This is a genomic window from Nocardiopsis flavescens, from assembly GCF_900141985.1.
Lineage (GTDB): Bacteria > Actinomycetota > Actinomycetes > Streptosporangiales > Streptosporangiaceae > Nocardiopsis > Nocardiopsis flavescens.
On sequence record NZ_FQZK01000001.1, the window covers coordinates 789,731 to 810,364 of the forward strand.

Annotated in this window: 22 protein-coding genes; 8 read left to right on the forward strand and 14 right to left on the reverse strand. The window is 77.0% G+C overall.

Annotation, left to right across the window (positions count from 1 at the left end; translation table 11 throughout):
• Positions 1-180: 180 nt before the first annotated feature.
• Positions 181-447 (forward strand): hypothetical protein, encoded by a 267-nt coding sequence (locus tag BUE45_RS03585; protein ID WP_143173249.1) that lies wholly within the window; start codon positions 181-183, stop codon positions 445-447.
• A 24-nt stretch (positions 448-471) separates the two neighbouring features.
• Here BUE45_RS03585 and BUE45_RS03590 read toward each other — a convergent pair whose 3' ends face one another.
• From BUE45_RS03590 to BUE45_RS03600, 3 genes are read right to left on the reverse strand one after another with little or no spacing between them, the layout of a single operon-like run.
• On the reverse strand, positions 472-1,095 hold the full coding sequence (locus BUE45_RS03590; RefSeq protein WP_073374807.1) for a GNAT family N-acetyltransferase: 624 nt from the start codon (positions 1,093-1,095) through the stop codon (positions 472-474).
• Positions 1,092-1,430 carry a transcriptional regulator gene (locus BUE45_RS03595; protein WP_073375395.1) on the reverse strand — a complete coding sequence of 113 codons (339 nt, stop codon included), beginning with the start codon at positions 1,428-1,430 and terminating at the stop codon, positions 1,092-1,094. Before BUE45_RS03595 ends, BUE45_RS03590 begins: the two co-directional genes overlap by 4 nt.
• Positions 1,427-1,852 (reverse strand): hypothetical protein, encoded by a 426-nt coding sequence (locus BUE45_RS03600; protein ID WP_073374809.1) that lies wholly within the window; start codon positions 1,850-1,852, stop codon positions 1,427-1,429. Before BUE45_RS03600 ends, BUE45_RS03595 begins: the two co-directional genes overlap by 4 nt.
• Before the next feature lie 549 nt (positions 1,853-2,401).
• Here BUE45_RS03600 and BUE45_RS03605 point away from each other — a divergent pair.
• Both BUE45_RS03605 and BUE45_RS03610 read left to right on the forward strand, forming a co-directional pair.
• Positions 2,402-3,256: an aldo/keto reductase gene (locus BUE45_RS03605; protein WP_073374811.1), complete on the forward strand. Its 855-nt coding sequence runs from the start codon at positions 2,402-2,404 to the stop codon at positions 3,254-3,256.
• A 244-nt stretch (positions 3,257-3,500) separates the two neighbouring features.
• Positions 3,501-4,409: an SMP-30/gluconolactonase/LRE family protein gene (locus BUE45_RS03610; RefSeq protein ID WP_073374813.1), complete on the forward strand. Its 909-nt coding sequence runs from the start codon at positions 3,501-3,503 to the stop codon at positions 4,407-4,409.
• 286 nt (positions 4,410-4,695) lie between these two features.
• Here BUE45_RS03610 and BUE45_RS03615 read toward each other — a convergent pair whose 3' ends face one another.
• Positions 4,696-5,553, reverse strand: a complete 858-nt coding sequence (locus BUE45_RS03615) for an SDR family NAD(P)-dependent oxidoreductase (protein ID WP_073374827.1) — start codon at positions 5,551-5,553, stop codon at positions 4,696-4,698.
• Between the two features lie 151 nt (positions 5,554-5,704).
• On the opposite strand from BUE45_RS03615, the gene BUE45_RS03620 reads away from it, so the two are divergent.
• Together BUE45_RS03620 and BUE45_RS03625 are read left to right on the forward strand one after the other, a co-directional pair.
• The gene (locus BUE45_RS03620; RefSeq protein ID WP_073374829.1) at positions 5,705-6,601 is read left to right on the forward strand and encodes a helix-turn-helix domain-containing protein; all 897 of its coding nucleotides are present in this window, start codon (positions 5,705-5,707) and stop codon (positions 6,599-6,601) included.
• Positions 6,602-7,171: 570 nt separating this feature from the next.
• Positions 7,172-7,597, forward strand: a complete 426-nt coding sequence (locus tag BUE45_RS03625) for an alpha/beta fold hydrolase (RefSeq protein WP_073374832.1) — start codon at positions 7,172-7,174, stop codon at positions 7,595-7,597.
• 40 nt (positions 7,598-7,637) lie between these two features.
• Here the strand turns inward: BUE45_RS03625 and BUE45_RS03630 are convergent, their stop codons facing one another.
• Positions 7,638-8,426, reverse strand: coding sequence for a helix-turn-helix domain-containing protein (locus BUE45_RS03630; protein ID WP_084736922.1), 789 nt, complete (start codon positions 8,424-8,426; stop codon positions 7,638-7,640).
• Between the two features lie 168 nt (positions 8,427-8,594).
• Between BUE45_RS03630 and BUE45_RS03635 the strand changes: the two genes are divergently transcribed.
• On the forward strand, positions 8,595-9,347 hold the full coding sequence (locus tag BUE45_RS03635) for an SDR family NAD(P)-dependent oxidoreductase (RefSeq protein WP_073374836.1): 753 nt from the start codon (positions 8,595-8,597) through the stop codon (positions 9,345-9,347).
• A gap of 115 nt (positions 9,348-9,462) precedes the next feature.
• Here the strand turns inward: BUE45_RS03635 and BUE45_RS03640 are convergent, their stop codons facing one another.
• The 4 genes from BUE45_RS03640 to BUE45_RS03655 form a co-directional block, all read right to left on the reverse strand.
• Positions 9,463-10,449, reverse strand: coding sequence for an aldo/keto reductase (locus BUE45_RS03640; protein ID WP_073374838.1), 987 nt, complete (start codon positions 10,447-10,449; stop codon positions 9,463-9,465).
• A 2-nt stretch (positions 10,450-10,451) separates the two neighbouring features.
• Positions 10,452-10,868, reverse strand: coding sequence for a (R)-mandelonitrile lyase (locus BUE45_RS03645; protein ID WP_073374840.1), 417 nt, complete (start codon positions 10,866-10,868; stop codon positions 10,452-10,454).
• A gap of 332 nt (positions 10,869-11,200) precedes the next feature.
• Positions 11,201-12,658 carry a hypothetical protein gene (locus BUE45_RS03650; protein WP_073374842.1) on the reverse strand — a complete coding sequence of 486 codons (1,458 nt, stop codon included), beginning with the start codon at positions 12,656-12,658 and terminating at the stop codon, positions 11,201-11,203.
• Positions 12,659-12,750: 92 nt separating this feature from the next.
• Entirely contained in the window at positions 12,751-13,329 is a 579-nt protein-coding gene (locus tag BUE45_RS03655) for a TetR/AcrR family transcriptional regulator (RefSeq protein WP_073375397.1), read from the reverse strand.
• Between the two features lie 157 nt (positions 13,330-13,486).
• Here BUE45_RS03655 and BUE45_RS03660 point away from each other — a divergent pair, with 157 nt between their 5' ends.
• Positions 13,487-14,536, forward strand: a complete 1,050-nt coding sequence (locus tag BUE45_RS03660) for a ferric reductase-like transmembrane domain-containing protein (protein ID WP_073374844.1) — start codon at positions 13,487-13,489, stop codon at positions 14,534-14,536.
• A gap of 98 nt (positions 14,537-14,634) precedes the next feature.
• Positions 14,635-16,101: a PepSY-associated TM helix domain-containing protein gene (locus BUE45_RS03665; RefSeq protein ID WP_073374847.1), complete on the forward strand. Its 1,467-nt coding sequence runs from the start codon at positions 14,635-14,637 to the stop codon at positions 16,099-16,101.
• A gap of 374 nt (positions 16,102-16,475) precedes the next feature.
• Here the strand turns inward: BUE45_RS03665 and BUE45_RS03670 are convergent, their stop codons facing one another.
• From BUE45_RS03670 to BUE45_RS03690, 5 genes are all read right to left on the reverse strand, one after another.
• Positions 16,476-17,039: a copper chaperone PCu(A)C gene (locus BUE45_RS03670; RefSeq protein WP_073375399.1), complete on the reverse strand. Its 564-nt coding sequence runs from the start codon at positions 17,037-17,039 to the stop codon at positions 16,476-16,478.
• Positions 17,040-17,167: 128 nt separating this feature from the next.
• The gene (locus BUE45_RS03675; RefSeq protein WP_073374849.1) at positions 17,168-18,427 is read right to left on the reverse strand and encodes a Dyp-type peroxidase; all 1,260 of its coding nucleotides are present in this window, start codon (positions 18,425-18,427) and stop codon (positions 17,168-17,170) included.
• On the reverse strand, positions 18,424-19,050 hold the full coding sequence (locus BUE45_RS03680; RefSeq protein ID WP_073374852.1) for an SCO family protein: 627 nt from the start codon (positions 19,048-19,050) through the stop codon (positions 18,424-18,426). Before BUE45_RS03680 ends, BUE45_RS03675 begins: the two co-directional genes overlap by 4 nt.
• 125 nt (positions 19,051-19,175) lie before the next feature.
• A complete protein-coding gene (locus tag BUE45_RS03685; RefSeq protein WP_084736837.1) occupies positions 19,176-19,772 on the reverse strand; it encodes an RNA polymerase sigma factor in 597 nt (198 codons plus the stop codon).
• Positions 19,773-20,024: 252 nt separating this feature from the next.
• Complete coding sequence (locus tag BUE45_RS03690) at positions 20,025-20,600, reverse strand: hypothetical protein (RefSeq protein ID WP_073374855.1); 576 nt, start codon at positions 20,598-20,600, stop codon at positions 20,025-20,027.
• Between the last annotated feature and the right edge of the window lie 34 nt (positions 20,601-20,634).

The following is a 20,634-nucleotide window of genomic DNA, read 5'->3' on the forward strand; positions in this document are numbered from 1 at the left end:
GTGCACCCCGGCGCCCCGGTACGGGGTCCGGCACCGGGCCGCGCGCCTCCTGCGGCGGGGAGTCCGGGGCCGACGGGCCGTGCCCGCCGGGCGGCCCGCCCGCGGACCCTTCCCCGGGCGGAACGGGGCCCCGGCGCCCGCGCCGGACGGTGTCCGCCCCGCCCTGGATACGGTGTGTCCGTGGAGGACACCGAGCAGCCGGATCTGGACGCCGTCGAGGCGTGCCTGGCCGGTGTGGTCGAAGGGCGCGTGAGCAGGGAAGCGGCCGACCGGTGGGCCGGGCGGTGGTACACCGACGACGGCCTGGAATGGGACGGGGTGTCCCTCTGGGCGCTCGGGCTCCTGTACGGGATCGACCTGAGGCCGGGCCCGGAGCAGCCGTACCTGCACGACGACGCACAGGTGCGCGGGTGGTTGGAGGAGCTGAGGCGACGGCGCGCCGGATGACGCGCCACGGGTCCCCGTCCTCGGCTACCCCCGGCTCTCGGAGCCGGCCTCCGCCGCCCGCCCCTGCCGGTCCCGCCCGCCGTCGGCCGCCGGCACCGCGCGCATCGTCCATACCGGTGGCCCGCCGGGACGGTGCGAGCGGTCGACGACGCGAAAGCCGTGCCGCCGGTAGAGGCCGACGTTGCGCTCCTCGGAGGTCTCCAGCCGCACTCCCCCTGCGCCGCGCCGCGCGGCCTCCCGGAGGCCGAATCCGATGAGGGCGCCTCCGAGCCCCCCGCCCTGGTGGTGCGGGTGGACCGCCAGGGTCTCCAGTCCCCAGTCCCGGGGGTCCCCGTGCCGGCCTGTGTCCGCCAGCCGGCCGATCCGGTCGCCGTGCAGGGCGATGATCCGGTCGCGGACCGCCTCGCCCGGTTCCGGCGCGTCCGGTGGCAGGAGGGCGATCACCCCCTCGGCCCGTTCACTGACCGCGACGAACCCGTGGTTCAGAGCGTGGTGCAGGTAGAGGCGCTGTAGTTCGCGCAACCGGCGTGTGTAGTCGTGCTCGGGGATGACGTGGCGTGTCCACGGGTAGTCGTCGAAGGCCGCGACCAGGGTGTCGACGGCCGCGTCCAGGTCCTGGGGAGTCCCGGGTCGCAGGGGAGGGGTCATGAGGGATCATCTCCTCGGGTTCGGCCGGCAGGGTGGTCGGGGCCGGAATCGACGATCGACTGCAGAACGGCCAGGTGCCGGTTGAAGGCGGCACGGCCCGCGTCGGTGATCCCGACCCAGGTGCGGGTGCGCCTGCCAGCGGCCTCCTTGCGCACGTCGATCAGACCGGCGTCCACGAGCACAGTGAGGGTCTGGGACAGGCTGGAGTCGCTGACCTCCAGCAGGTCCGCGAGGAACCGGAAGTCCACGTCCTCCAGGTTCCGCAGCGCGGCCAGGAGCGAGAACCTGACCGGCGAGTGGATGAGCGCGTCCAGGTCCTTGCGCGGGTGGCTCATCGGCGCGAACTCGCCCACAGGCACGCCGCGATCGGGCTGACCGCGACGGCGCCGGCCAGCACCCACCACCACGGCGAGGACGCGCCCACGAGCTGGAGGGAGGGGTCGAGCATCAGGGTGTACAGCGCGAACCACGTCGCCACGGCGATGCCGACGTTGCGCAGCCCGTTGCGCGGTGCCGACAGACGGTGGCGGAACGCGGTCGCCCACAGGAACGCCGAGGCGAGCAGCAGCAGGGCGAACGCGATCCAGTACGGGGCCCGGAACACGTCGACGGCGAGGGTGAAGGCCAGCGCGAACGCCGCCTGCAACGCCACGAACCACCGGAACCAGAGCGCCGCGCGCCGTGCCCGGGCTCCGATCCGCCGGCCTTCGGCCACACGGGACGAAGCATCATCGAAAGTGAAGTTGTTCTGCGACATGAAAGCACTTTAGCACTTATAAAGCAATGGGCGCACCCCGGGGCATCGGGCGGCCTCCCCCGCGCTCCGGAGCGGCGACGGCGCGAGGGGCCTCACGGTGTGCGGTTCCACCCGGCCCGGCGCCCGCGGCCCGGCGCCGCCCTCGGCGTTCGCGGCCGTGCGCGGCTCCGCACGCCCGCGGGGGCCGTGGTCCGGCGTCGTCCGGGCCGCGCGGGCGGCCCCGAAGGCGTCGGTGCGGCACCGTCGGCACCGGGCGGGGGCCGCCTCCCGGGCCGGGGCCCGACCGCCCACAGTGTCCGGGGCGACCGCGGCGCCGGTGCGCCCCGCCCGGCGGGACCGGTTACCGCGGCTCGCGGCGGGAAGGGTGATCTACTACATCGGTCGAGGTGGACGGGCCTTTCGGGGAGGGCGGGGCCGCTTCGGCGGCGGCCGGGCACCGCGCGGGCGGCACACCGGAGAACAGCGTCGGCCGGCCGTGGCGGCGCACCCGACGACCGGTGCACCGGGAACGGCCCCCGGCGCGGGACCGTGACGAAGGAGGGGGACCGCATGATCCTGAACGAGGCGTACACGCTGGCGAACGGCGTCCGCATCCCGAAGCTGGGCCTGGGCACGTGGTTCATCGACGACGACCGGGCCGCCCAGGCGGTCCGCAACGCCGTCGGTCTGGGATACCGCAACATCGACACCGCGCAGGCCTACGGGAACGAGCGGGGGGTCGGGGAGGGCGTGCGCACCGGGGGCACCGCCCGGGACGAGCTGTTCGTCTCCACCAAGCTCGCGGCCGAGATCAAGGACTACGACCGGGCGGTCGCCGCGGTCGACGGATCGCTGGCGGCCCTGGGCCTGGAGTACGTCGACCTGGTGCTGATCCACAGCCCGCAGCCCTGGGCCGACTTCCGCGGCGGGGACTACGCCGAGGGGAACCGGGAGGCGTGGCGCGCCCTCGAAGACGCGCACGCGGCGGGCACGGTCCGCGCCATCGGCGTCTCCAACTTCCAGCGGCGCGACATCGAGAACCTCCTCGCCTCCTGCACCGTCAAGCCCCACGTGAACCAGCTGCTGGTCCACGCGGGCAACACCCCGGCCGAGCTGCTCGCCTACTGCGAGGGCGAGGACATCCTGGTGGAGGCCTACTCCCCCATCGCGCACGGGGAGATCCTGAAGAACCCGGACGTGGGCGCGATGGCCGAGCGGTACAGGGTGACGGTCCCGCAGCTGTGCATCCGCTACACGCTCCAGCTGGGCACCGTGTCGCTGCCCAAGACCGCGAACCCCGAGCACATGCGGAGCAACGCGGAGGTGGACTTCACCATCTCCGACGAGGACATGGACGCCCTGCGGGACCTGGACGCCCGGGACTACGGCGAGCACAGCATGTTCCCGGTCTACAGCGGGAGGTAGCGGGGCTCGGGTGTTTCCGGGCCGGGGCACCGCCGCGGCGGGACCGTCCGAGGCCGCGCAACCCGGGGCACCCGGTGTGACCCTTGACACAGGAGGGGTGCGGAGCTGACCATGCGCTGAGTCGGCGGAGCCGCCAGGGTGCGGGAACGGGCCGGTGGGCGGGATCCGCTCCCCGGCGCGCGGACCCGCGCCGGGTCGCCCCGCCCGACCGCGAGCGGGGACCGCACCGGGAAAGGGGACCGCGATGACGGGCGGATCGGCACGGGACCGGGAACTCTCGGTCGTCCTGGAGGGCTACTCCTTCCTGGAGTGCCCCCGGTGGCGCGACGGGCGGCTCTGGGTCTCGGACTTCTACACCGGCCGGGTCGTCTCGACCGACGCCGGCGGCGGGGCCGAGGTCGTGGCCCGGGTACCCGGACAGCCCTCCGGCCTGGGCTTTCTGCCCGACGGTCGCGCCCTCGTCGTCTCCATGCGCGACCACCGGATCCTCGTGCGCGAGCACTCCGGCGGGCTGGCCGAGTACGCCGACCTCTCCGGCTCCGCGACGGGGTTCCTCAACGACATGGTCGTCGACGGGGCCGGGCGCGCCTTCGTGGGCGACTTCGGGTTCGACCTCATGGGCGGCGCCCCGCTGCGCTACGCGGCGCTCACCCGTGTGGACCCGGACGGCACGGTCACCACGGCCGCCGAGGACCTGGGCTTCTCCAACGGCATGGTGGTCCTGCCCGGGAACGTGCTCCTGGTCGCCGAGACGTTCGCGGGGCGGATCACCGCCTTCGACATCGGCGGGGACGGCGGCCTGAGCGGCCGCCGGGTGTGGGCGCGGTTCGGGGAGGCCCCCCGGACCCGGGACGTCGCGGAGGCGATCGGCCTGCTCCAGGTCGCGCCCGACGGCATCTGCGCCGACGCCGAGGGCGCGGTCTGGGTCGCCGACGCGCTGCACGGCCGCGTGATCCGGGTCCGCGAGGGAGGCGCGATCGTCGACGAGATCCAGGCCGGCACGGGGGTCTTCGCCTGCATGCTCGGCGGGGAGGACGGGCGCACCCTGTTCCTGTGCACGGCACCCTCGTTCGCCGAGCACGAGCGGCGGGACACGCGCGAGGCCCGGCTGCTGGCGGTGCGGGTCGACGTGCCGCACGGCGGCCTGCCGTAGCCGCGGCCCGGCCACCCGGTGCACGGTCCGCTCCCCCACCGCCCCGGGCACACGGGCGGGAGGGCCCCGCGGAGGTGTCCGGGGCCCTCCCCGCCGCCCCCGGCCCCCGGAGCGCACCGCGCCGCCCGAAAGGCGGGGCCGCACCCGTGCCCGGGTTCACAGCACGCCCCGGCGGCCGGGCGGATCGGCGCCGGCGCGCCCGGTGCCGCTCCCGACCGGCGCGTCCCGGCGGACGGCGGGGCCCCGGGGCCGTGGCGCCGGAACCCGGGGCCGCCCGGGGACGCGGTCAGGCCGCCGGGATGTCGGTGGTGGCCGCGAGGGCGCGCGAGGCACCGATATCCGCCGTGAGGGCCGCGACCCGCACCTCGGCCAGGCCCAGGGAGTCGGAGCCCAGCAGCTGGTGCAGCGGGGCGGCGCCGGAGTCCACGACCGCGATGACCGCGTCCGCGGCCCTGCCGGGGTCGCCCGGCTGGGTCCCGGGCATGGCGAGGTGGGCCTCGGTCATCTCCCGGACCCCGGGATAGGCGTCGAGCACCGCGTCCGGCAGGCCCAGCGACTGCGGCCGGAGGAAGTCGGTGCGCATGTACCCGGGCTCGACGAGGTTCACCCTGATGCCGTGGTCGGCGACCTCCGCGGCCAGCGACTCCGTCAGCCCCTCCAGCGCGTACTTGCCGGCGCAGTACAGGCCCCACCCGGGGAACGAGGTGAGCCCGAGGATCGACGAGACGTTGACGATGTGGCCGCCGCCCCGGGCGCGCATGCCCGGCAGCACGGCGCGCAGCACGTTCCAGACGCCGAAGACCTGCACGTCGAACATCTCCCGTGCCCGGGCGTCGGTGACCTCCTCCACGGCGGCGAGGAAGCCGTAGCCGGCGTTGTTGACGACGGCGTCCAGCCCGCCGAAGCGCTCCTGGGCCTGCGCGACCGCCGCGCCGACCCGCCGCTCGTCGGCCAGGTCGACCCGGAGCGGCAGCAGCCGGTCCGTGTCCGCGCCGTCCAGGGCGGCGGCCAGGCGTTCGGGGGAGCGGGTCGTGGCGGCGACGTTGTCGCCGCGCTCCAGCAGCCGGGTGACCAGTGCGAGGCCGAGGCCGCGCGAGGCGCCCGTGACGAACCAGGTCTTGGCGCCGGTGGTGGGGTGGTCCATGGTGCGTTCTCCTTCGGTGTCCGCCGGCCCGGGAGGCCGGCACCTCCAGGCTGGTCGACGCGGCGCGGCCCGGACGGGCGATACCGGGCCCTCCTCCGCCTAGGACTCGCAGACCCAGGCGCGGCGGCGCGGTCTTCGCGACAATGGGGGCATGACCGATCCGCACCGCGAGCTCGCGGACTTCCTGCGCCGTGCCCGGGCCGCGGGGGACCCGCACCGCCCGGGGCTGCCCTCCGACGGGCGGATCCGCCGGGTCGCCGGGCTGCGCCGGGAGGAGGTCGCGTTCCTGGCGGGCGTCTCCACCGACTACTACACGCGGCTGGAGCAGGGCCGCAGGATCGTCCCGTCCGGCCAGGTGCTCGACGCGCTCGCACGGGCGCTCGACCTCGACGAGGCGGGCCGCGCCCACCTGCACGACCTCGTCAACGCGGTCGGCGCGCCGCCGGGCCGGGCGCGCCAGGCGGCGGTGCAGCGGGTGCGGCCCGGCCTGCGGCGGCTCCTGGACGGGCTCGAATCCCAGCCCGCGCTCGTCCTGGGGCACCGCACCGACGTCCTGGCCGCGAACCGGCTGGCGGGGGCCCTGTTCGCCGACTTCGAGCGGATGCGCCCCCGTGAACGCAACTACGCCCGATGGATGCTCCTCTCCGACGAGGCGCGGTCGCTGTTCGTCGACTGGGAGCGGCAGGCCCGCAACGCCGTCGAGAGCCTGCGCCTGGACGCCGGGCGCACCCCCGACGACCCGCGGACCCGACAGCTGGTGGGGGAGCTGTCGCTGGCCGGACCGGAGTTCCGCCGTTGGTGGGCGGAGCACCGGGTGCACCGGCGGACCTTCGGCGACAAGCGGCTGCGCCACCCCGTGGTGGGCGAGCTGACCGTGGGATTCGAAACGCTCGTGCTCCCCGGCGACGGCGACCAGGTCCTGTACGTCTACACGGCCGCGGACGACCCCGCCTCGCGGGAGGCGCTGGGCCTGCTGGCCGGCCTCGTCGGCCCGGGGAGCGTTCCGACGTCCGGGGCCGGCGGGCGGCACCCGGGCGACGTGCCCTGACGAGGGGTGTCCTCCGGGGACGGGAGGAGGGACGGACCGGCCGACGCGGGGCGCCCCGGCCGGAGGGCCCGCCGCGGCGGCGCGAAGACGGGCTCGGGCTCCCGGCCGAGGGCGGTGGCCGGGGCCGGTCCACGGTGGACGAAGAACCGCCGGACGTCGGCGGGCAGGTGGTCGGAGTGCGGCAGCGGGTGGGGGCGCCCGCCCGGCTCCACCACGGACAGGGCGCAGAAGGCCCGGGCCGGCGACAGGTAGCGCAGGCCGGCCCGCAGTGCCGGGCACAGGTCGGGGCCGCCGGCGATCGCGAAGCCCTGGATCCCGTGCGGGGTGAGGTGGTGGCGGGAGCCGGCCCGCACAGCGGGCGCCCCGATCCGCGTGCCCGGTCCGGCGGTCCGCCGCGGGTTCCCTCCGGCGTAGCGGCGGTGTCCGTTCCAGCGCCGTCAGGAGTACCGGTGGCCTCCGGGTTCCGTCCGTCCCGGTGCCGCGCTGCCCGGAGCGCGGTGTTCGGAGGCCCCCGTACCGGGCAGGTGACCGCCTGACGCACCGGACCGCCGAGGCCACGGGGAGACGACGATGACGGACGTGATCGCCACCGCAGCGGACGGAGCGGAGGTCCGCGGTTTCGACGAGGGCTCGGGCCCGCCTGTTCTCGTGCTGCACCCCGGGATGGACGACGGGACCTCGTGGGAGCGGGTGAGCGCCCGGCTCGCCACGCGGTTCCACGTGGTGCGCCTGCACCGGAGGACCTACCGGCCGGACCTGGCGGCGGACCCGCGCGACTCGCTGGCCCGGAAGGCGGGGGACGTCGCGGCGGCGGCCCGCTCCCTGGGCGGGCGCGTCCTCCTGGTCGGCCACTCCTCGGGGGCGGGGCGCTGGAAAAAGCCGGGGCGGAGTGCGCCGAGGGCGCCCCGGGGCGGGTGGCCGCGGCGATCGCGCGGTTCGCCGCCTCCCTCGACCCCGTGCACTGACCGGGGTCGGCCGGGTTCCACCCGCCCCTGAACCGCGGTCCACGGGTCCGCCTCGGCGCTCCGGCGGCCGGTCACCGAGCGGACGCGTAGATCACCACCCAGTGGTCCCGCTCGGGGTCGTGCAGCATCTCGCTCTGGAACTCCAGCCAGCCCCGGGTCGGGTGGAGCAGGCGCTTGACCGCGGACCGGGCGGAGGCGACCTCTCCCCGGGCCCAGTGGCCGCGGAAGTCGGCGCTGGTCGCGGCCAGCTCCGCGCGCAGGGACCGGAGGTAGTCGTCGTCGGGGTACCGGGCCAGTGCCGCGCGCAGCTCGGCCGCGGCCCACCGGGCGTACCGGTCGGCGCCCTCCTCGCCCAGGAGGAGGGGCGCCGACTCCGTGAAGCCGTGCCGGACGATGTTGTCGCGGAACGGGCCGGAGCCGTCCTCCCGCCCGAAGATCTCGGTGGCGGCGGCGTTGCGCGCCAACAGGTCCAGGCGCCCGCTGTGGACGGAGACCGGGACGGTGTCGTCGAGCCCCCGGAGCAGCCGGAGCAGCCCCGGCCGGACCAGGTCCTCGGGGGCGGGCGGTTCGGGCGGCGGCTCGCCGGCCAGCCGGAACAGGTGGCCCCGCTCCGCACCGGCGAGGCCCAGGGCCCGGGCCAGCGCGGCGAGGACCTCGCGCGAGGGCCGGGGCGCCCGCCCCTGCTCCAGGCGGACGTAGTACTCGACGGAGATCCCGGCGGCCTCGGCCAGCTCCTGCCTGCGCAGGCCCGGGACCCGGCGCTGCGCGCCCGGCCCGCCGGCCGGCCGGTCCGGGGGGCGCGCCCCGGCACGCCGGTGGCGCAGGTACTCGCCGAAGTCGATCCTGGTCCTGGGAGGCATGGCCACCATTGTGCCCCGGCCGTGCGGCGGGTGGTTCTGCCGGTACCAGGTCCGGCCGGATCTTCCCCGCCCCCGGCGGGACCCCGCACAGTGGTCGCGGAGCGCGGCCCGCGCCGGTCGGCTCGGGCGCGCTCCCGCACCGCACACGCAAGGACGAAGGAGGGCCCCGTGCCCGCGAAACGCATCGCTCTCGTCACCGGGGCGACCCAGGGGATGGGTCGCCACGTCGCGAAGGAACTGGCCTCGGACGGCGCCGCCGTGTTCGTCGGATGCCGCGACCTCGCCCGAGGGGAGGCCGCGGCCGCCGGGATCGGGAACGGCGCCACCGCGCTGCCGCTCGACGTGACCGACGCGGCCTCGGTCACCGCCGCCGCCGACCGCGTCCGTGCGGAGGCCGGGCGCCTGGACCTGCTGGTCAACAACGCCGCGATCTCCACCACGCGCACCGAACTCGACATGGCCGCCCGGCGCGCCCTGGCCGCGCCGAGCACGGTCCCGCTGGAGGAGGTGCGGGCCGTGTGGGAGGTGAACGTCTTCGGGGTCCTGGCGGTCTACCAGGCGATGCTGCCGCTGCTGCGGGAGTCGTCGGACGCGCGGATCGTGAACGTGACGAGCGCGCTGGGCTCGCTGACGGCCGCCTCGGACCCGTCCTCCCCCTACCGCGCGGCCTTCGAGCCGGTCTACTCGGCGTCCAAGACGGCGCTCAACGCCGTGACACTGGCCATGATGGCCGAGCTGGAGGGGACGGGCGTCAGGGTGAACCTGGTCTCGCCGGGGTTCGCGCGCACCGCGCTGGTCGGCTTCGAGGGGACGGAGACGGTGGAGGACGCCTCCCGCGAGGTGCTGCGCGTGGCGCGCCTGGGGCCGGACGGCCCCGGCGCCACCTTCACCCTCTGGGAGGGCGTCCCCGTGCCCTGGTGACCGCCCCGGTGGCACCGCCGCCGAGCCCCGGGCGGAGACCTGCGGGGAACCCGCCCGAGCCGGTGCGGTGGCAGGCGCGCCCGGGGCGCCCCCGCCACCGCCACCGCACCGGTCCCTAACGGTCGACGTAGCCCATGTGGACGGCGTCGTAGCGGTCGCCGCGGACCCCCACGCGCCGGGCGAGGGAGTCGAGGTCGGCCATGTCGTCGGCGGACAGGGCCACCCGGGCGGCCCCGGCGTTCTCCCCGATGCGGGCGGTGCTCCGGGTGCCGGGGATCGGCACGATCCACGGTTCCCGGGCGAGCAGCCAGGCCAGGGCGATCTGCCCCGGCGTCGCGCCCCGGCGCGCGGCGAGGTCCTTCACGTGGTCGACGAGCGCCCGGTTGGCCGCCAGGTTGTCCCGCTCGAAGCGCGGGACGCGCAGGCGGATGTCGCCCTCGGCGAAGGCGGTCGAGGTGTCGACCGTCCCGGTGAGGAACCCCTTGCCGAGCGGGCTGAAGGGCACGAACCCGATGCCCAGCTCGGCCAGGGCGGGCAGCACCTCCGCCTCGGGGTCCCGGGTCCAGAGGGAGTACTCGCTCTGGACGGCGGTGACCGGGTGGACGGCGTGGGCGCGCCGGACGGTGGCGGCGGAGGGCTCGGAGAGGCCGAAGTGGCGCACCTTGCCCTCGGCGACCAGCTCCCCCACGGTGCCCGCGACGTCCTCGATCGGCACGTCCGGGTCGACGCGGTGCTGGTAGAACAGGTCGATCGCGTCGGTGCGCAGCCGGGCCAGGGAGGCGTCGGCCACGCGCCGGATCCGTTCGGGCCGGCTGTCCAGCCCGACGCTCCGGCCGTCCCGGATGTCCCATCCGAACTTGGTGGCGATCACGACCCGGTCCCGCAGGGGCGCGAGGGCCTCGCCCACGAGCTCCTCGTTGTCGTAGGGGCCGTAGACCTCCGCGGTGTCGTAGAAGGTGACGCCGTGGTCGGCGGCCGAGCGCAGGACCGCGATCATGGCGTTGCGGTCGCCGGGGTTGGGGCCGTAGCTCTGGGACATGCCCATGGCGCCGAGTCCGACGGCGGAGACTTCGAGGCCCTGCCCGAGGGTCCTGGTGTGCATGCTCAGGCCCGCCCTTGCGCACCGCGGGCGTGGTCGGCCTCGTCGACGTGTTCGAGCCAGGTCGTCGTGGCGGCGGGGTCCTCGCCGTTCTCCAGCATGGCCAGGTGCTCCATGAACCGGTCCGGCGCGGCGCCGTGCCAGTGCTCCTCGCCGGGCGGGGTGTAGACCGTCTGGCCGGGGGTCGCCCGGACCACGGTCCCGTCGCGGGTGCCGATGAGGGCGACCCCGTCGGTGATGTGCAGGGTCTGGCCGTTCTCGTGCGAGTGCCAGGCGGTGCGGGCCCCGGGCGCGAACCGCACCCGGGCGACGACCATCCGCTGGCCGGGCTCCTGCGGCACGGCGATCGGGTCGACCCACACGTCGCCGGTGAACTGCTCCGGCGGGTTCTTGCCGGTCGCGGCCTCCGGGAGTCGTCTCATCCGGTCCTCGCCTCCTCGTGTCCGGTGGGCTCCGCCGTCCTCGTGCCACCGCCGGGGAAGGCCCCCGGCGGTGCCGTGCGGCCGTCCGCCCACGTCTTCCACGCTACGGCGGTGGGGCGGCGGGTGGGAGTCCCTGCCGGTACCCCTACCGGTGGAGAACCCTGCGCGGACGCCCCGGGGCCGTCGCCCGGAAGGGCGTCCGCCGGGGATCGGATCAGGGCGCCGACGGGTCCGGGGGCCGCCCGGCGCCGAACGGAGCGGCGGTGGCCGGGCGGGGTGGCCGGGGCCCGGACCGGTGCGCCGCTCCGGGCCCCGGGAGGCACGCGGCGGGGTCAGCGGTCGGTGAGGACCGCCAGAGGGCTCGGCCTCCCGGCGCCGCCCGCCGTGCCGGGGTCGGGGAGGCCGACCGGGCCCAGGGAGACGTTCTCGGGGTAGAGGCTGCCGAGCAGGGCCAGGACGACCAGGTCGGCGCGGCCCGCGGCGTCCACGGACACCGCGCCCGACTGCGACCAGACCAGGCCCGGGGCGCGCAGCACCCGCCACGGGTCGGCGGTGGTGGGGGCTCCGGCAGAGGGCCCGTCGCCCACGGCCTCGGCGGCACCGCGACCGGTCGCCGCATCGCTGGGGGAGGCCGCCCCGGACGCGCCGCCGGCGGTCCCGCCATCGGGAGTGCTCCCCGGGGCCGGCCGGGAGCGGACGCCGTCCGCGCGGGCGCGGGGCCCGTCCTGCGGCGCGTCCCCGGTCCGGTGGGCGAAGCGGTGGCCGCGCAGGGCCTGGCCGAGGTCGACCCGCACCGTCTCGCCCGCACGCGTCACCTCGATGGAGGCCGTGCGGACCCCGTCCGCCGCCGGGTCCGGCACGACGCGGGCGGTGAGCGGGGCGTCCGCCGCCGGGGCGGCGGGCGGCAGCTCCTCGACGCGGGTGCGCGGGGCGGCGTGGTAGTCGGACGTCCGGGCCGTGTACGTGACGGTCCCGCCCCCGGTGAGCCGCGCTCCCCCGCCCGTGTCCGGGCGCCAGGCCAGCAGGTACCGCGGGGCCTCCCGCACCGGCAGGTCCAGGACGGCGGGCAGGGCGGTGCCGCCGCGGGCCGCGAACCCGTAGCCCTGCGGCCCCCGCCGCTCCGTGTCACCGGTGACCACGGCGCGGGCGAAGTCCACGACGGCGGCGTGCCGGACGCGGCGGACCAGCAGCTCGGTGAGGAACGCGTCGCGCGCCGGCTCGGTGTGGCGCAGTCCGGCCGGGGTGACCGCCAGCGGGACCTCCCGCCAGTTGGCGAAGGGCAGCAGCGCGTCGCGCAGCAGGACGACCTGGTGCAGCCACTCGTTGTACAGCTGGATCGTGACGGGTCCGCCGCGGGTGACCATGAGCAGGTCCACGGCCTGCGGCGTGAGCAGGTGGCCGTGGCAGCGGCTGCGCACCGCCAGCGGGCCCGCGGGCAGCGGGATCCGCTCCGCGAGCAGCCGTTCCAGGGAGGCGGCGGCCGAGGAGGCGAGTTCGCGACCGATCCGCTCGGCCTGCCCGGCGATCTCGCGGGCGGCCGGGGCGCCGTGGGGCCCGACGGCCAGGGGCAGGGAGGCCTCCCGGGTGTCCAGGGCGAGCGTGGCGCGGATCTGGGTCTCCAGCACCGGGCCGTCGGCCGTGGTCAGGGCGTTGTCGTCGATGACGCCCTGGAGCAGCGGCTCGACGGCGGCGAGGAACTCCCGGGCGGTCAGGGAGGTGCCGGTCCCAGGGAGGGTGTTCCAGCGGTCGCCGCCCAGGGCGGGCGGGCTCGGGACGGGTGCGGCGGTCATGGGGCCTCCGGTGTCGGGCCGGGGCGCCTGGTCGCGGGCGCGGCCCGGCGCCTTTTCTGGATCGTTCGATACATTTTTCGGGCACGGGAAGATCAGTCGAGGCAGGCCAGCGCGACCTCCACGAGGGGTTCGAGGGTGCGGGGCTCGGGCGTGACCTTGGCGGCGACCAGCAGACCGTTGAGGAAGGTGACGAGGAACTCGGCCAGGGTCCGCGGATCGTGTCGCCGGGAGATCTCCCCGCGCTCGGCCGCGGCCTCCAGCACCTCGGCGAGCGCGTCGCGGCTCGCGTCCTGCACGTCGCGCACCAGGCGCCGCACGGAGGGGTCCCGCGGCAGGCGCTCGCAGGCGGCGTTGACCATCAGGCAGCCCCGGCCGCCGTCACCGGCCGCCACCCGGACCCGCCCCACGAGCATCGCGCGCACCGCGGAGCGCACGTCCGCCCCCTCCTTGAGGTCGCGCAGGGCGTCCGCCGCCAGGGTGGCGCGGTAGTGCTCCAGCGCGGCCCGGTACAGGCCGTCCTTGTCGCCGAACGCGGCGTACAGGGAGCCCTGCCCGATCCCCAGGTGCCGGGTCAGGTCGCGGACCGAGGTCGCCTCGTAGCCGCGCGCCCAGAACAGGTCCATCGCACGGCCCACGGCCGCCTCGGTGTCGAACTCCCGCGTCCTCGCCATGCGGCCACCGTAGCCCATCTGGATCGATCGTTCAAGAAAAGCCGGGCGGCGGCCCGGAGCCCGCACGGCCCCCGCGGCGGAGCCCGAAGGGGTCTGGGCAAACCGCCACGGAAAGTGCTCTGATGGTCACCCGCCGACCGGAACAGGGAACCCGTACATGCCCCCGCAGCCCTCCCCCGGGCCGTCCGCCGCCACCGGCCGCCCCGCGCGCGTGGACACCCGCACCCTGCGCACCGACCTGCGCCACCTCCTCCTGGACGCCGCGATCGCCCTGGCGGTCACCGCGCTGATCTTCCTCCTGCTGCGCCACCGCGTCGCGGAGGGCACCTCCCAGACCCTCGCCGTGATGCCCTACCTCGCCGACGCCGACCGGTACCTGCTCTACTGGCTGTGCCAGGCGTTCGGGTGGTCCGGCCTGCTCTGGGCGTGGATCACCGTCATGCTCGGGCTGCTGCGCGCCACCGCCCCGGGGCGCTGGACCGTGGTGTCCCACGCCCGGATCGAGCGGTGGCACCGGGTCACCTCGCTCACCACCATCGGCCTGATGTTCGCGCACGCCCTCGCGTTCTTCGTCGAACTCCTGCGGGAGAACGCCGACGGGCTGGGCACCGCGGCCCTGGTGTGGTCGGCGTTCGTGGACGTGTTCGTCCCCGGGGGCTACGACTCCGGCACCGGGCGCGTGGCGATCCTGCTCGGGCTCATCGCCCTGTACCTGGCGGTCCCGCTGGGCCTGTCGTTCTACGTGCGGTCCTGGACGGGGACCCGGATGTGGCGGGTGCTGCACCGGTTCGTCGTCGCCGTGTACGCGCTCAGCGTGTGGCACACCCTGCTGTACGGCACCAACGTCTGGTTCGACGGCTGGTTCCGCACGGCGGTGTGGGCGCTCCAGCTGCCCGTGGCGCTGCTGCTCCTGGCCCGGCTGCTGGCACCGCTGCGGCGGGAGGAGCGCCTGGCGGCGCGGGACCTGCGCGGCGCCGGCCCCCTGCTGCGCCTGGGCGGGCGCGTCACCGCGGCGGCCGGGGTGGTGGTCCTGCTGCTGGTCACCGTCACCGGCCGGGACGGCGGCCGCACGCCCGGCGCCGGGGGCGGCGAGATGCTCGTCACGCAGCCGATGGTGTGGGGCGCGCTGGCGGTACTGCTGACCGTCATGGGCGCGGTGGCCCTCGCGGTGCGCCGGGACCGCGCGGGGGCCGGGCGCACCGGCTGAGGAACCGCCGGGAACCGGGGCGGGGGCGCGGACGACCACAGGGAGAGAACACCCGTCCCCGGGCATGGAGTCCCGGCGCCCCGGAGGAGAACCGACACGTGGAACCGAGACCCGACGCCCCCGCACCGGACCGCGCCCGGCCCGCACGGCGCGGCGGCTGGACCGCCCTGCGCCCGCTCGTGCTGCGCCTGCACTTCTACGCCGGGGTGTTCGTCGCGCCGTTCATCCTGGTGGCCGCCCTGTCGGGGCTGCTGTACGTGTGGACGCCCCAGCTCGAACAGGCCGTGCACGCCGAGCAGCTGCACGTCGAACCGGGCGGGGAGCCCCTGCCCCTGCACGAGCAGGTGCGCGTCGCCCGGGCGGAGCTGCCGGGCGCCGAGCCCGACGCGGTGCGCCCGGCCACCGGGGAGCGCGACTCCACGCGGGTGCTCTTCGACCTGCCCGGGTCCGCGGAGAGCCACCGGATGACGGTCTTCGTCGACCCCTACCGCGGCGAGGTGCTGGGGGTGATGGAGACCTACGGCACCAGCGGCGCGCTGCCGGTGCGGACCTGGGTCGACACGCTGCACCGGAACCTGCACCTGGGCGACGCCGGCCGCCTGTACAGCGAACTCGCGGCGAGCTGGCTGTGGGCGGTCGCCCTGGGCGGGTCCGCCCTGTGGGCGTCGGCGGCGCTGCGGCGCCGGCGCGCGGGCGGGCCCGGGGCGGCCCGCCGCCTGCTGGTGCCCGGGGCGGGCACCTCCCCCGGCCGCTCCCGGTCGGTGTCGGTGCACGGCGCGACAGGGCTGTGGCTGCTGGTGGGGCTGCTGTTCCTGTCCGCCACGGGCATGACGTGGTCGCAGTACGCCGGGGACAACATCGCCGACCTGAGGGAACGGCTGGCCTGGACCACCCCCGCCGTCTCGGTCGAGACGCCGAACGCGACGCCGGGCGTGGACGCGGGCATCGACACCGTCCTGGCGAGCGCCCGGGAGGCGGGCCTGGACGGGCTGGTCGAAGTCTCCTTCCCCGGGGACCCGGCGGCGCCGTACACGGTGACCCAGGTGGACCGGTCCTGGCCGACCAGCGTGGACGCGGCGGCCGTGGCCGCCGACACCGGGGAGGTGGTGGACGTGGTCCGCTTCTCCGACTACCCGCTGATGGCCAAGCTGAGCCGCTGGGGCATCGACGCGCACATGGGGGTGCTGTTCGGGGTGCCCAACCAGGTCGTGCTGACCGCGGTGGCCGCGGGGCTGGTCGGGGTGGTCGTGTGGGGGTACCGGATGTGGTGGCAGCGGCGGCCGACGCGGAGCCGCGCCCTGGGCGCGGGGCGCCCCTACCCGCGCGGGTCCTTCCGGGACCTGGCATGGCCGTGGCGGGCCGGGGTGGTCGCCGTCCTGGCGGCGGTGGGCTGGGCGGTGCCGCTGCTGGGGGTGTCACTGGCCGCGTTCCTGGCGGTGGACGCCCTGCTGGGGTGGCGGGAGCGCCGGCGGGACCGCTCCGGTCCCGCGGGGCCGTCCCCGGCGGCGGACGCGGAGGCGGCCCGCGCGGAGGACGAACACGGCAGGGCCCCCGCCTCGGCCTGAGGCTCCCCCTCCCCGGCCCGCCCCGGGCCGGGGAGGCGCCGGGCGGGGGCGCCGGGTCGGCCGTCCGCCGGGCGAAGCACCGTCGCCGTTCCCGGCGGAGCCGGGCGAAGGCGCCCCGCCTCCCCGCCCACCGCAGAGCAGGCGGGGCGGCCGACCGGGCAGGCGGCCGGAGGCGGGCGGGTGCCGGTACGGGCAGGTACGCCCCCGCCCCGCCGCAGTGCGAGCAGGTCGGCCGACCGGGCGGGCGGGACGGAGGCGCACGGGCACCGGCACGGGACGGCGCGTCCCCACCCGCGAAGAAGGGACCGCGCCGCCGGGAGCGGCGCGGTCCCCCGCGCGGCCGTCCCCGTCCGGGCGGGGGACGGCCGCGGGTCTCAGTGGTGGCCCCCGTGGTCGGTCGCGGGCGCGCTCCCGGCCGCCATGGGCTCCACCGGGGCGGTGAACGCCGCCTCGCGCCCGCCGTCGAAGGTGAGCACCACCTCCACCGCGTCCCCGACCTCCAGGGGATCGGGCAGGTCGTTGAGCATGATGTGGTAGCCGCCGTCCACCAGAGCGGTCGCCCCTCCCCCCGCCACCGGGATCTCCTCCACCACCCGCATCCGGGACGCCCCCGACTCCGTGGTCTCGGTGCTGCACAGGTCCGCGTCGGGCGAGGCGTCGGTGCTCACGTCCGTGATCAGCGCGTCCTCGGCGGAGGCGTTGTCCACCTCCAGGTAGAGCACCGCCACCCGCGGGTTGGCGGGCTCGGGCACCCACGCCCCCGAGACCTCCAGGTCCCCGGCCGCGGCGTGGCCGCGCGCGGGCTCCGCGGGAGCGGCACCGACCGGGGGTCCGGCGGCGGCGGTCCCGCAGGCGGTGGCGGACAGCAGGACGGCGGCCAGGGCGGCGGCCGGGGCCGCGCGGGCGGCGCGGTGGCGCGGGGCGCGTGGGAGCGGCATGGTGTTCGCGGTCTCCTCGTGGTCGTGGTGGCGGTCGGCGCGGTCGTGTCCGCGGACCGGGGCGGGCGCGCGGGTGCCCGCTACGGGAGTCGTCCCCGGGGCGCGCCCGGTTCCCGGCGGCGCGGCCCTCATCCGCCGAGCAGGTCGTGGGCGGTCCACGGCCCCTCCTCCCGGGCCGGCGGGACGGCGAACAGCGCGCTGCCCTCGTGGCGGACGAACGGGCCGAGGGCGTCCCCGCCCTCGTCCAGGGCCCGCTGCACGGGGGTGAACCCCGCGCGCGGGTCGGCCTGCCAGGCGGTGAAGACCAGCCCGGCCCGGCGCTCTCCCCCGGCGTCCCAGCCCAGGTCGTAGGAGAACCCGCGGCGCAGCATCCGGGCGCCCAGGGTGTTCTCCGGCGAGGCCAGCCGGATGTGGGCGTCCCGGGGGATGACCGGGTCGCCGTCGTCCCCGGCGGCGGACAGGTCGGCGAGGTCGTCCGGGGCCGCGCCGCCCAGGGGAGCCCCGTCGGACAGGCGGCGCCCGACGGCGGCCTCCCGGTCGGCGGGGTCCAGGGCGAACCAGTCGTCGAGCAGCATCCGGATGCGGCGGACGACGAGGTAGGTGCCGCCGTCCATCCAGCCCAGCGGGCCCGCGGGGTGCGCGGCCAGCACCTGGGGCCCGAACACGGCGTCGGAGGGGTGCGGGTTGACGGTGCCGTCGATCTGCCCCATGAGGTTGCGCGGGGTGGCCGCGGGATCGCGGGCCGCGGCGGCGGAGCGCTGGAAGCCCGGCAGCGACCAGCGCACCCGAACGTCGGCGGCGACCGCCCCCAGCAGATGGCCCACCGCGGAGGACAGCACGAGCGGGTCCTCGGCGCCGACGTGCAGCAGCAGGTCGCCGCCGCACCACTCCGGTTCCAGCCGGTCCGAGGCGAACGCGGGCAGGTCCTCCAGCTGCGGGGGCCTGCGGTCGGCCAGTCCCGCGCGGGTGAGCAGGGAGGGCCCCAGCCCCAGGGTCACCCCCAGCGAGGCCGGGAGCAGCCCCCGGCTGGGGGCGCCCTCGACCAGGTCGGCCAGCCCGTGTCCGTGCAGGTCCCGGGCCTGGCGGCTCCAGGTCCGCAGCACCCGGCGGGCGGCCTCGCGCACGCCGTCCCCCTCCTCGCCGCGCAGGTCCACGGCGATGAGGTGGACCTGCGCGGGCGTGGGGGCCAGCAGTGCCGGGGGCAGCCCCTCCCGGGCCCCCGCCCGTCCCCGGGCGGGGGCGAGCGCGGAGTCGGGCTCCGCACGGGCCCCGGCCGCGGCGTGCCCGGCGGCGGCCCCGGTGGCCAGGCCGGTGAGCCCGGCCGCCCCGGCGGCGGCCAGCAGGCCCCGCCGGGAGGGGCCGGACGCGGCGTCGGTACGGCGTCTCACAGCAGCGTGTCCGCGAGCGCGGGCAGCAGGGCGGCGATCTGCTCCGCCTCGGTGCCCTCGTCGAACATGCCCGCCGCCTCGCCGCCGGGCAGCAGGACGACGATGCGCCCGCCGTGCGTGACCAGGTACTCCCCCTCGGCCTCCTGCGGCGGGTCGATGGGGATGCCGTAGTCGCGCGCGGCCTCGACGGTGGCGTCGATGTCCCCGCGCACCCCCTGGAAGGAGGGGTCGAACCGGTCCAGCCAGGAGCGCAGCTGCTCGTCGGTGTCGCGGGCCGGGTCGGTGCTCACCATGACGACGTCGTAGGCATCGGCCGCCCCTTCCGCCTGCCCCAGGGCGAGGTCGATCTCGGCCATGGTCATGGGGCACACGTCGGGGCAGCTGGTGTAGCCGAAGAAGAGCAGGGTGAGCCGGTCCTCGGCGGCGTCGGTGAAGGACCACGGGTCTCCCTCGACCGTGGTCAGCCCGATGCCGGAGGCGGCCATGGGGTCGTCGGACAGGTCGAGGTAGTACTCCTCGGCCTCGGCGACGGGGTCGGCGGCCGTGCAGCCGACCGCCAGGGCGAGGGCGGCGGCGCCGGTCAGGGCCGCGAGGGCGCGCACGGGGCGCGGGCGGGTGGTCATCGGTTCTCGTCACTCCGGGTCGTGGCCCGGCCGCGGTCGGCCGGGCGTGTCTGGGGGGTCTGAAGGGGCGGGGGCGGGCCGCGCCCCGGGGGCCGGGACGGGGCAGGGCCCCGGCGCGGGCCGGGTCAGGCGACCTCGCGGAGCATCCGCGCCAGGTCGCGGCGGCCGCGTGCCACCCGGGAGCGGACCGTGCCGATCGGCACGCCGGTGGCCAGGGCCGCCTCCGCGTAGGGCACCCCCTGGAGCTGGGTGAGGACGAAGGCCGTCCTGCGGTCCTCGGGGAGGGCGTCCAGCAGGTCCAGCAGGGCGAGGTACTCGTCGAACCTGCCGGGCTCGGCCAGGGTCGCCGACCCCGCCCACGCGTCCACCGGGTCGTGGCGCGGGGTGCGGTTGCGGGCGCGGTAGCGGTCGGCCACGGTGTGGCGGGCCACGGAGAACAGCCAGGCGCGCACCGGGGCGCGCCCGGCGTAGCGGCCCAGGCCGCGCAGGGCGCGCGAGAAGGTCTCCTGGGTCAGGTCGTCGACCCACGCCGGGTCGACCCGGCGGGCGATGAACCGCGCCACGTCGTCGCGGGTGAGCGCGAAGAGGGAGTCGAGCGCCTCGCCGGTTCCGGACCGGGCGCGCAGGGCCAGCACGGTCAGTTCGCCGTGCCCGCCCGGGTCGGGCCGGTCCTCGGATGCCGGGGCGCCGTCTGCGGGGAGGGCCTCACGGAGGGAGATCATGTCCGTTCTTTCTGTCGCCGTCCGCGCGCTCGCCGGGCCGGGGTACGGCCCGGGCGCGCGCACTCGTCGAGGGGGCGGCCGATCGGACGGCACGCCCCCGCGGAGGGGAGGGAAAGAGGCCTGGACGGCGTTCGGCGCCCCCCGGCACGGCGGTGCGGGTGCACGGGTGCGGGCGGGCGGTGCGGCGGGGACCGGGTCACGGCGCGAAGGGCCGCGCTCCGGCCCCGCCGGGCACGGGGCGAACGCGGTGTCTCAGGCGGCGGACGGGGCCGGAGGCCCCCGCAGGATGAGGCTGTGCCGCAGGTAGGGCAGGCGGATGCGGGCGGGCGCGTCGGCGCCGCGCAGGCGGGGCACGACCGGGCCGCGCGGGGCGGGCAGGCCGCCCAGGGCCACCAGCAGCGGGAACAGCGCCAGCGCCATGAAGCGCAGGAACGCGAACAGCGAGCGCTCCCCGCGGTGCAGCCACCAGGCGCTGACCAGCGCCGAGACCACGTGCATCCCGATCATCGTCCACGCGGGCATCGCCGCCTCGGACACCACCTGGCCGGGGTGCGCCGTGGTGTGCGGCGCCCCGAACGAGCCGACGTAGCTGAAGGCGACGTGCAGGGCGAACTGGCCCCAGAGCATCCACCCGGTCAGCGCCAGGGGGCCCTGGCGGCGGCCGGTCGCGGCCCAGGCCATGGCGAAGACCAGGGACATGCCCAGCACCAGGCCCAGGAGCGGGACGTCGTGCCCGGAGCTGAGCGCGTGCCCGTGAGCGGACAGGCTCGCGCACACCAGGGTGAACACCCCGGCGCGCAGCGGGCGGCACGCTCTGTTCTCGCTCATCTCCCCGCCATCGTCTCACCGCCGCCGGGCCGGG

What these genes read in the sequence shown, in the direction of transcription:
- BUE45_RS03590 (WP_073374807.1), bottom strand. Translation starts at nt 1,095, where the DNA reads ATGACCCCTCCCCTGCGACCCGGGACTCCCCAGGACCTGGACGCGGCC.
- BUE45_RS03595 (WP_073375395.1), bottom strand. Translation starts at nt 1,430, where the DNA reads ATGAGCCACCCGCGCAAGGACCTGGACGCGCTCATCCACTCGCCGGTC.
- BUE45_RS03600 (WP_073374809.1), bottom strand. Translation starts at nt 1,852, where the DNA reads ATGTCGCAGAACAACTTCACTTTCGATGATGCTTCGTCCCGTGTGGCC.
- BUE45_RS03605 (WP_073374811.1), top strand. Translation starts at nt 2,402, where the DNA reads ATGATCCTGAACGAGGCGTACACGCTGGCGAACGGCGTCCGCATCCCG.
- BUE45_RS03610 (WP_073374813.1), top strand. Translation starts at nt 3,501, where the DNA reads ATGACGGGCGGATCGGCACGGGACCGGGAACTCTCGGTCGTCCTGGAG.
- BUE45_RS03615 (WP_073374827.1), bottom strand. Translation starts at nt 5,553, where the DNA reads ATGGACCACCCCACCACCGGCGCCAAGACCTGGTTCGTCACGGGCGCC.
- BUE45_RS03620 (WP_073374829.1), top strand. Translation starts at nt 5,705, where the DNA reads ATGACCGATCCGCACCGCGAGCTCGCGGACTTCCTGCGCCGTGCCCGG.
- BUE45_RS03625 (WP_073374832.1), top strand. Translation starts at nt 7,172, where the DNA reads ATGACGGACGTGATCGCCACCGCAGCGGACGGAGCGGAGGTCCGCGGT.
- BUE45_RS03630 (WP_084736922.1), bottom strand. Translation starts at nt 8,426, where the DNA reads ATGCCTCCCAGGACCAGGATCGACTTCGGCGAGTACCTGCGCCACCGG.
- BUE45_RS03640 (WP_073374838.1), bottom strand. Translation starts at nt 10,449, where the DNA reads ATGCACACCAGGACCCTCGGGCAGGGCCTCGAAGTCTCCGCCGTCGGA.
- BUE45_RS03645 (WP_073374840.1), bottom strand. Translation starts at nt 10,868, where the DNA reads ATGAGACGACTCCCGGAGGCCGCGACCGGCAAGAACCCGCCGGAGCAG.
- BUE45_RS03650 (WP_073374842.1), bottom strand. Translation starts at nt 12,658, where the DNA reads ATGACCGCCGCACCCGTCCCGAGCCCGCCCGCCCTGGGCGGCGACCGC.
- BUE45_RS03655 (WP_073375397.1), bottom strand. Translation starts at nt 13,329, where the DNA reads ATGGCGAGGACGCGGGAGTTCGACACCGAGGCGGCCGTGGGCCGTGCG.
- BUE45_RS03660 (WP_073374844.1), top strand. Translation starts at nt 13,487, where the DNA reads ATGCCCCCGCAGCCCTCCCCCGGGCCGTCCGCCGCCACCGGCCGCCCC.
- BUE45_RS03670 (WP_073375399.1), bottom strand. Translation starts at nt 17,039, where the DNA reads ATGCCGCTCCCACGCGCCCCGCGCCACCGCGCCGCCCGCGCGGCCCCG.
- BUE45_RS03680 (WP_073374852.1), bottom strand. Translation starts at nt 19,050, where the DNA reads ATGACCACCCGCCCGCGCCCCGTGCGCGCCCTCGCGGCCCTGACCGGC.
- BUE45_RS03685 (WP_084736837.1), bottom strand. Translation starts at nt 19,772, where the DNA reads ATGATCTCCCTCCGTGAGGCCCTCCCCGCAGACGGCGCCCCGGCATCC.
- BUE45_RS03690 (WP_073374855.1), bottom strand. Translation starts at nt 20,600, where the DNA reads ATGAGCGAGAACAGAGCGTGCCGCCCGCTGCGCGCCGGGGTGTTCACC.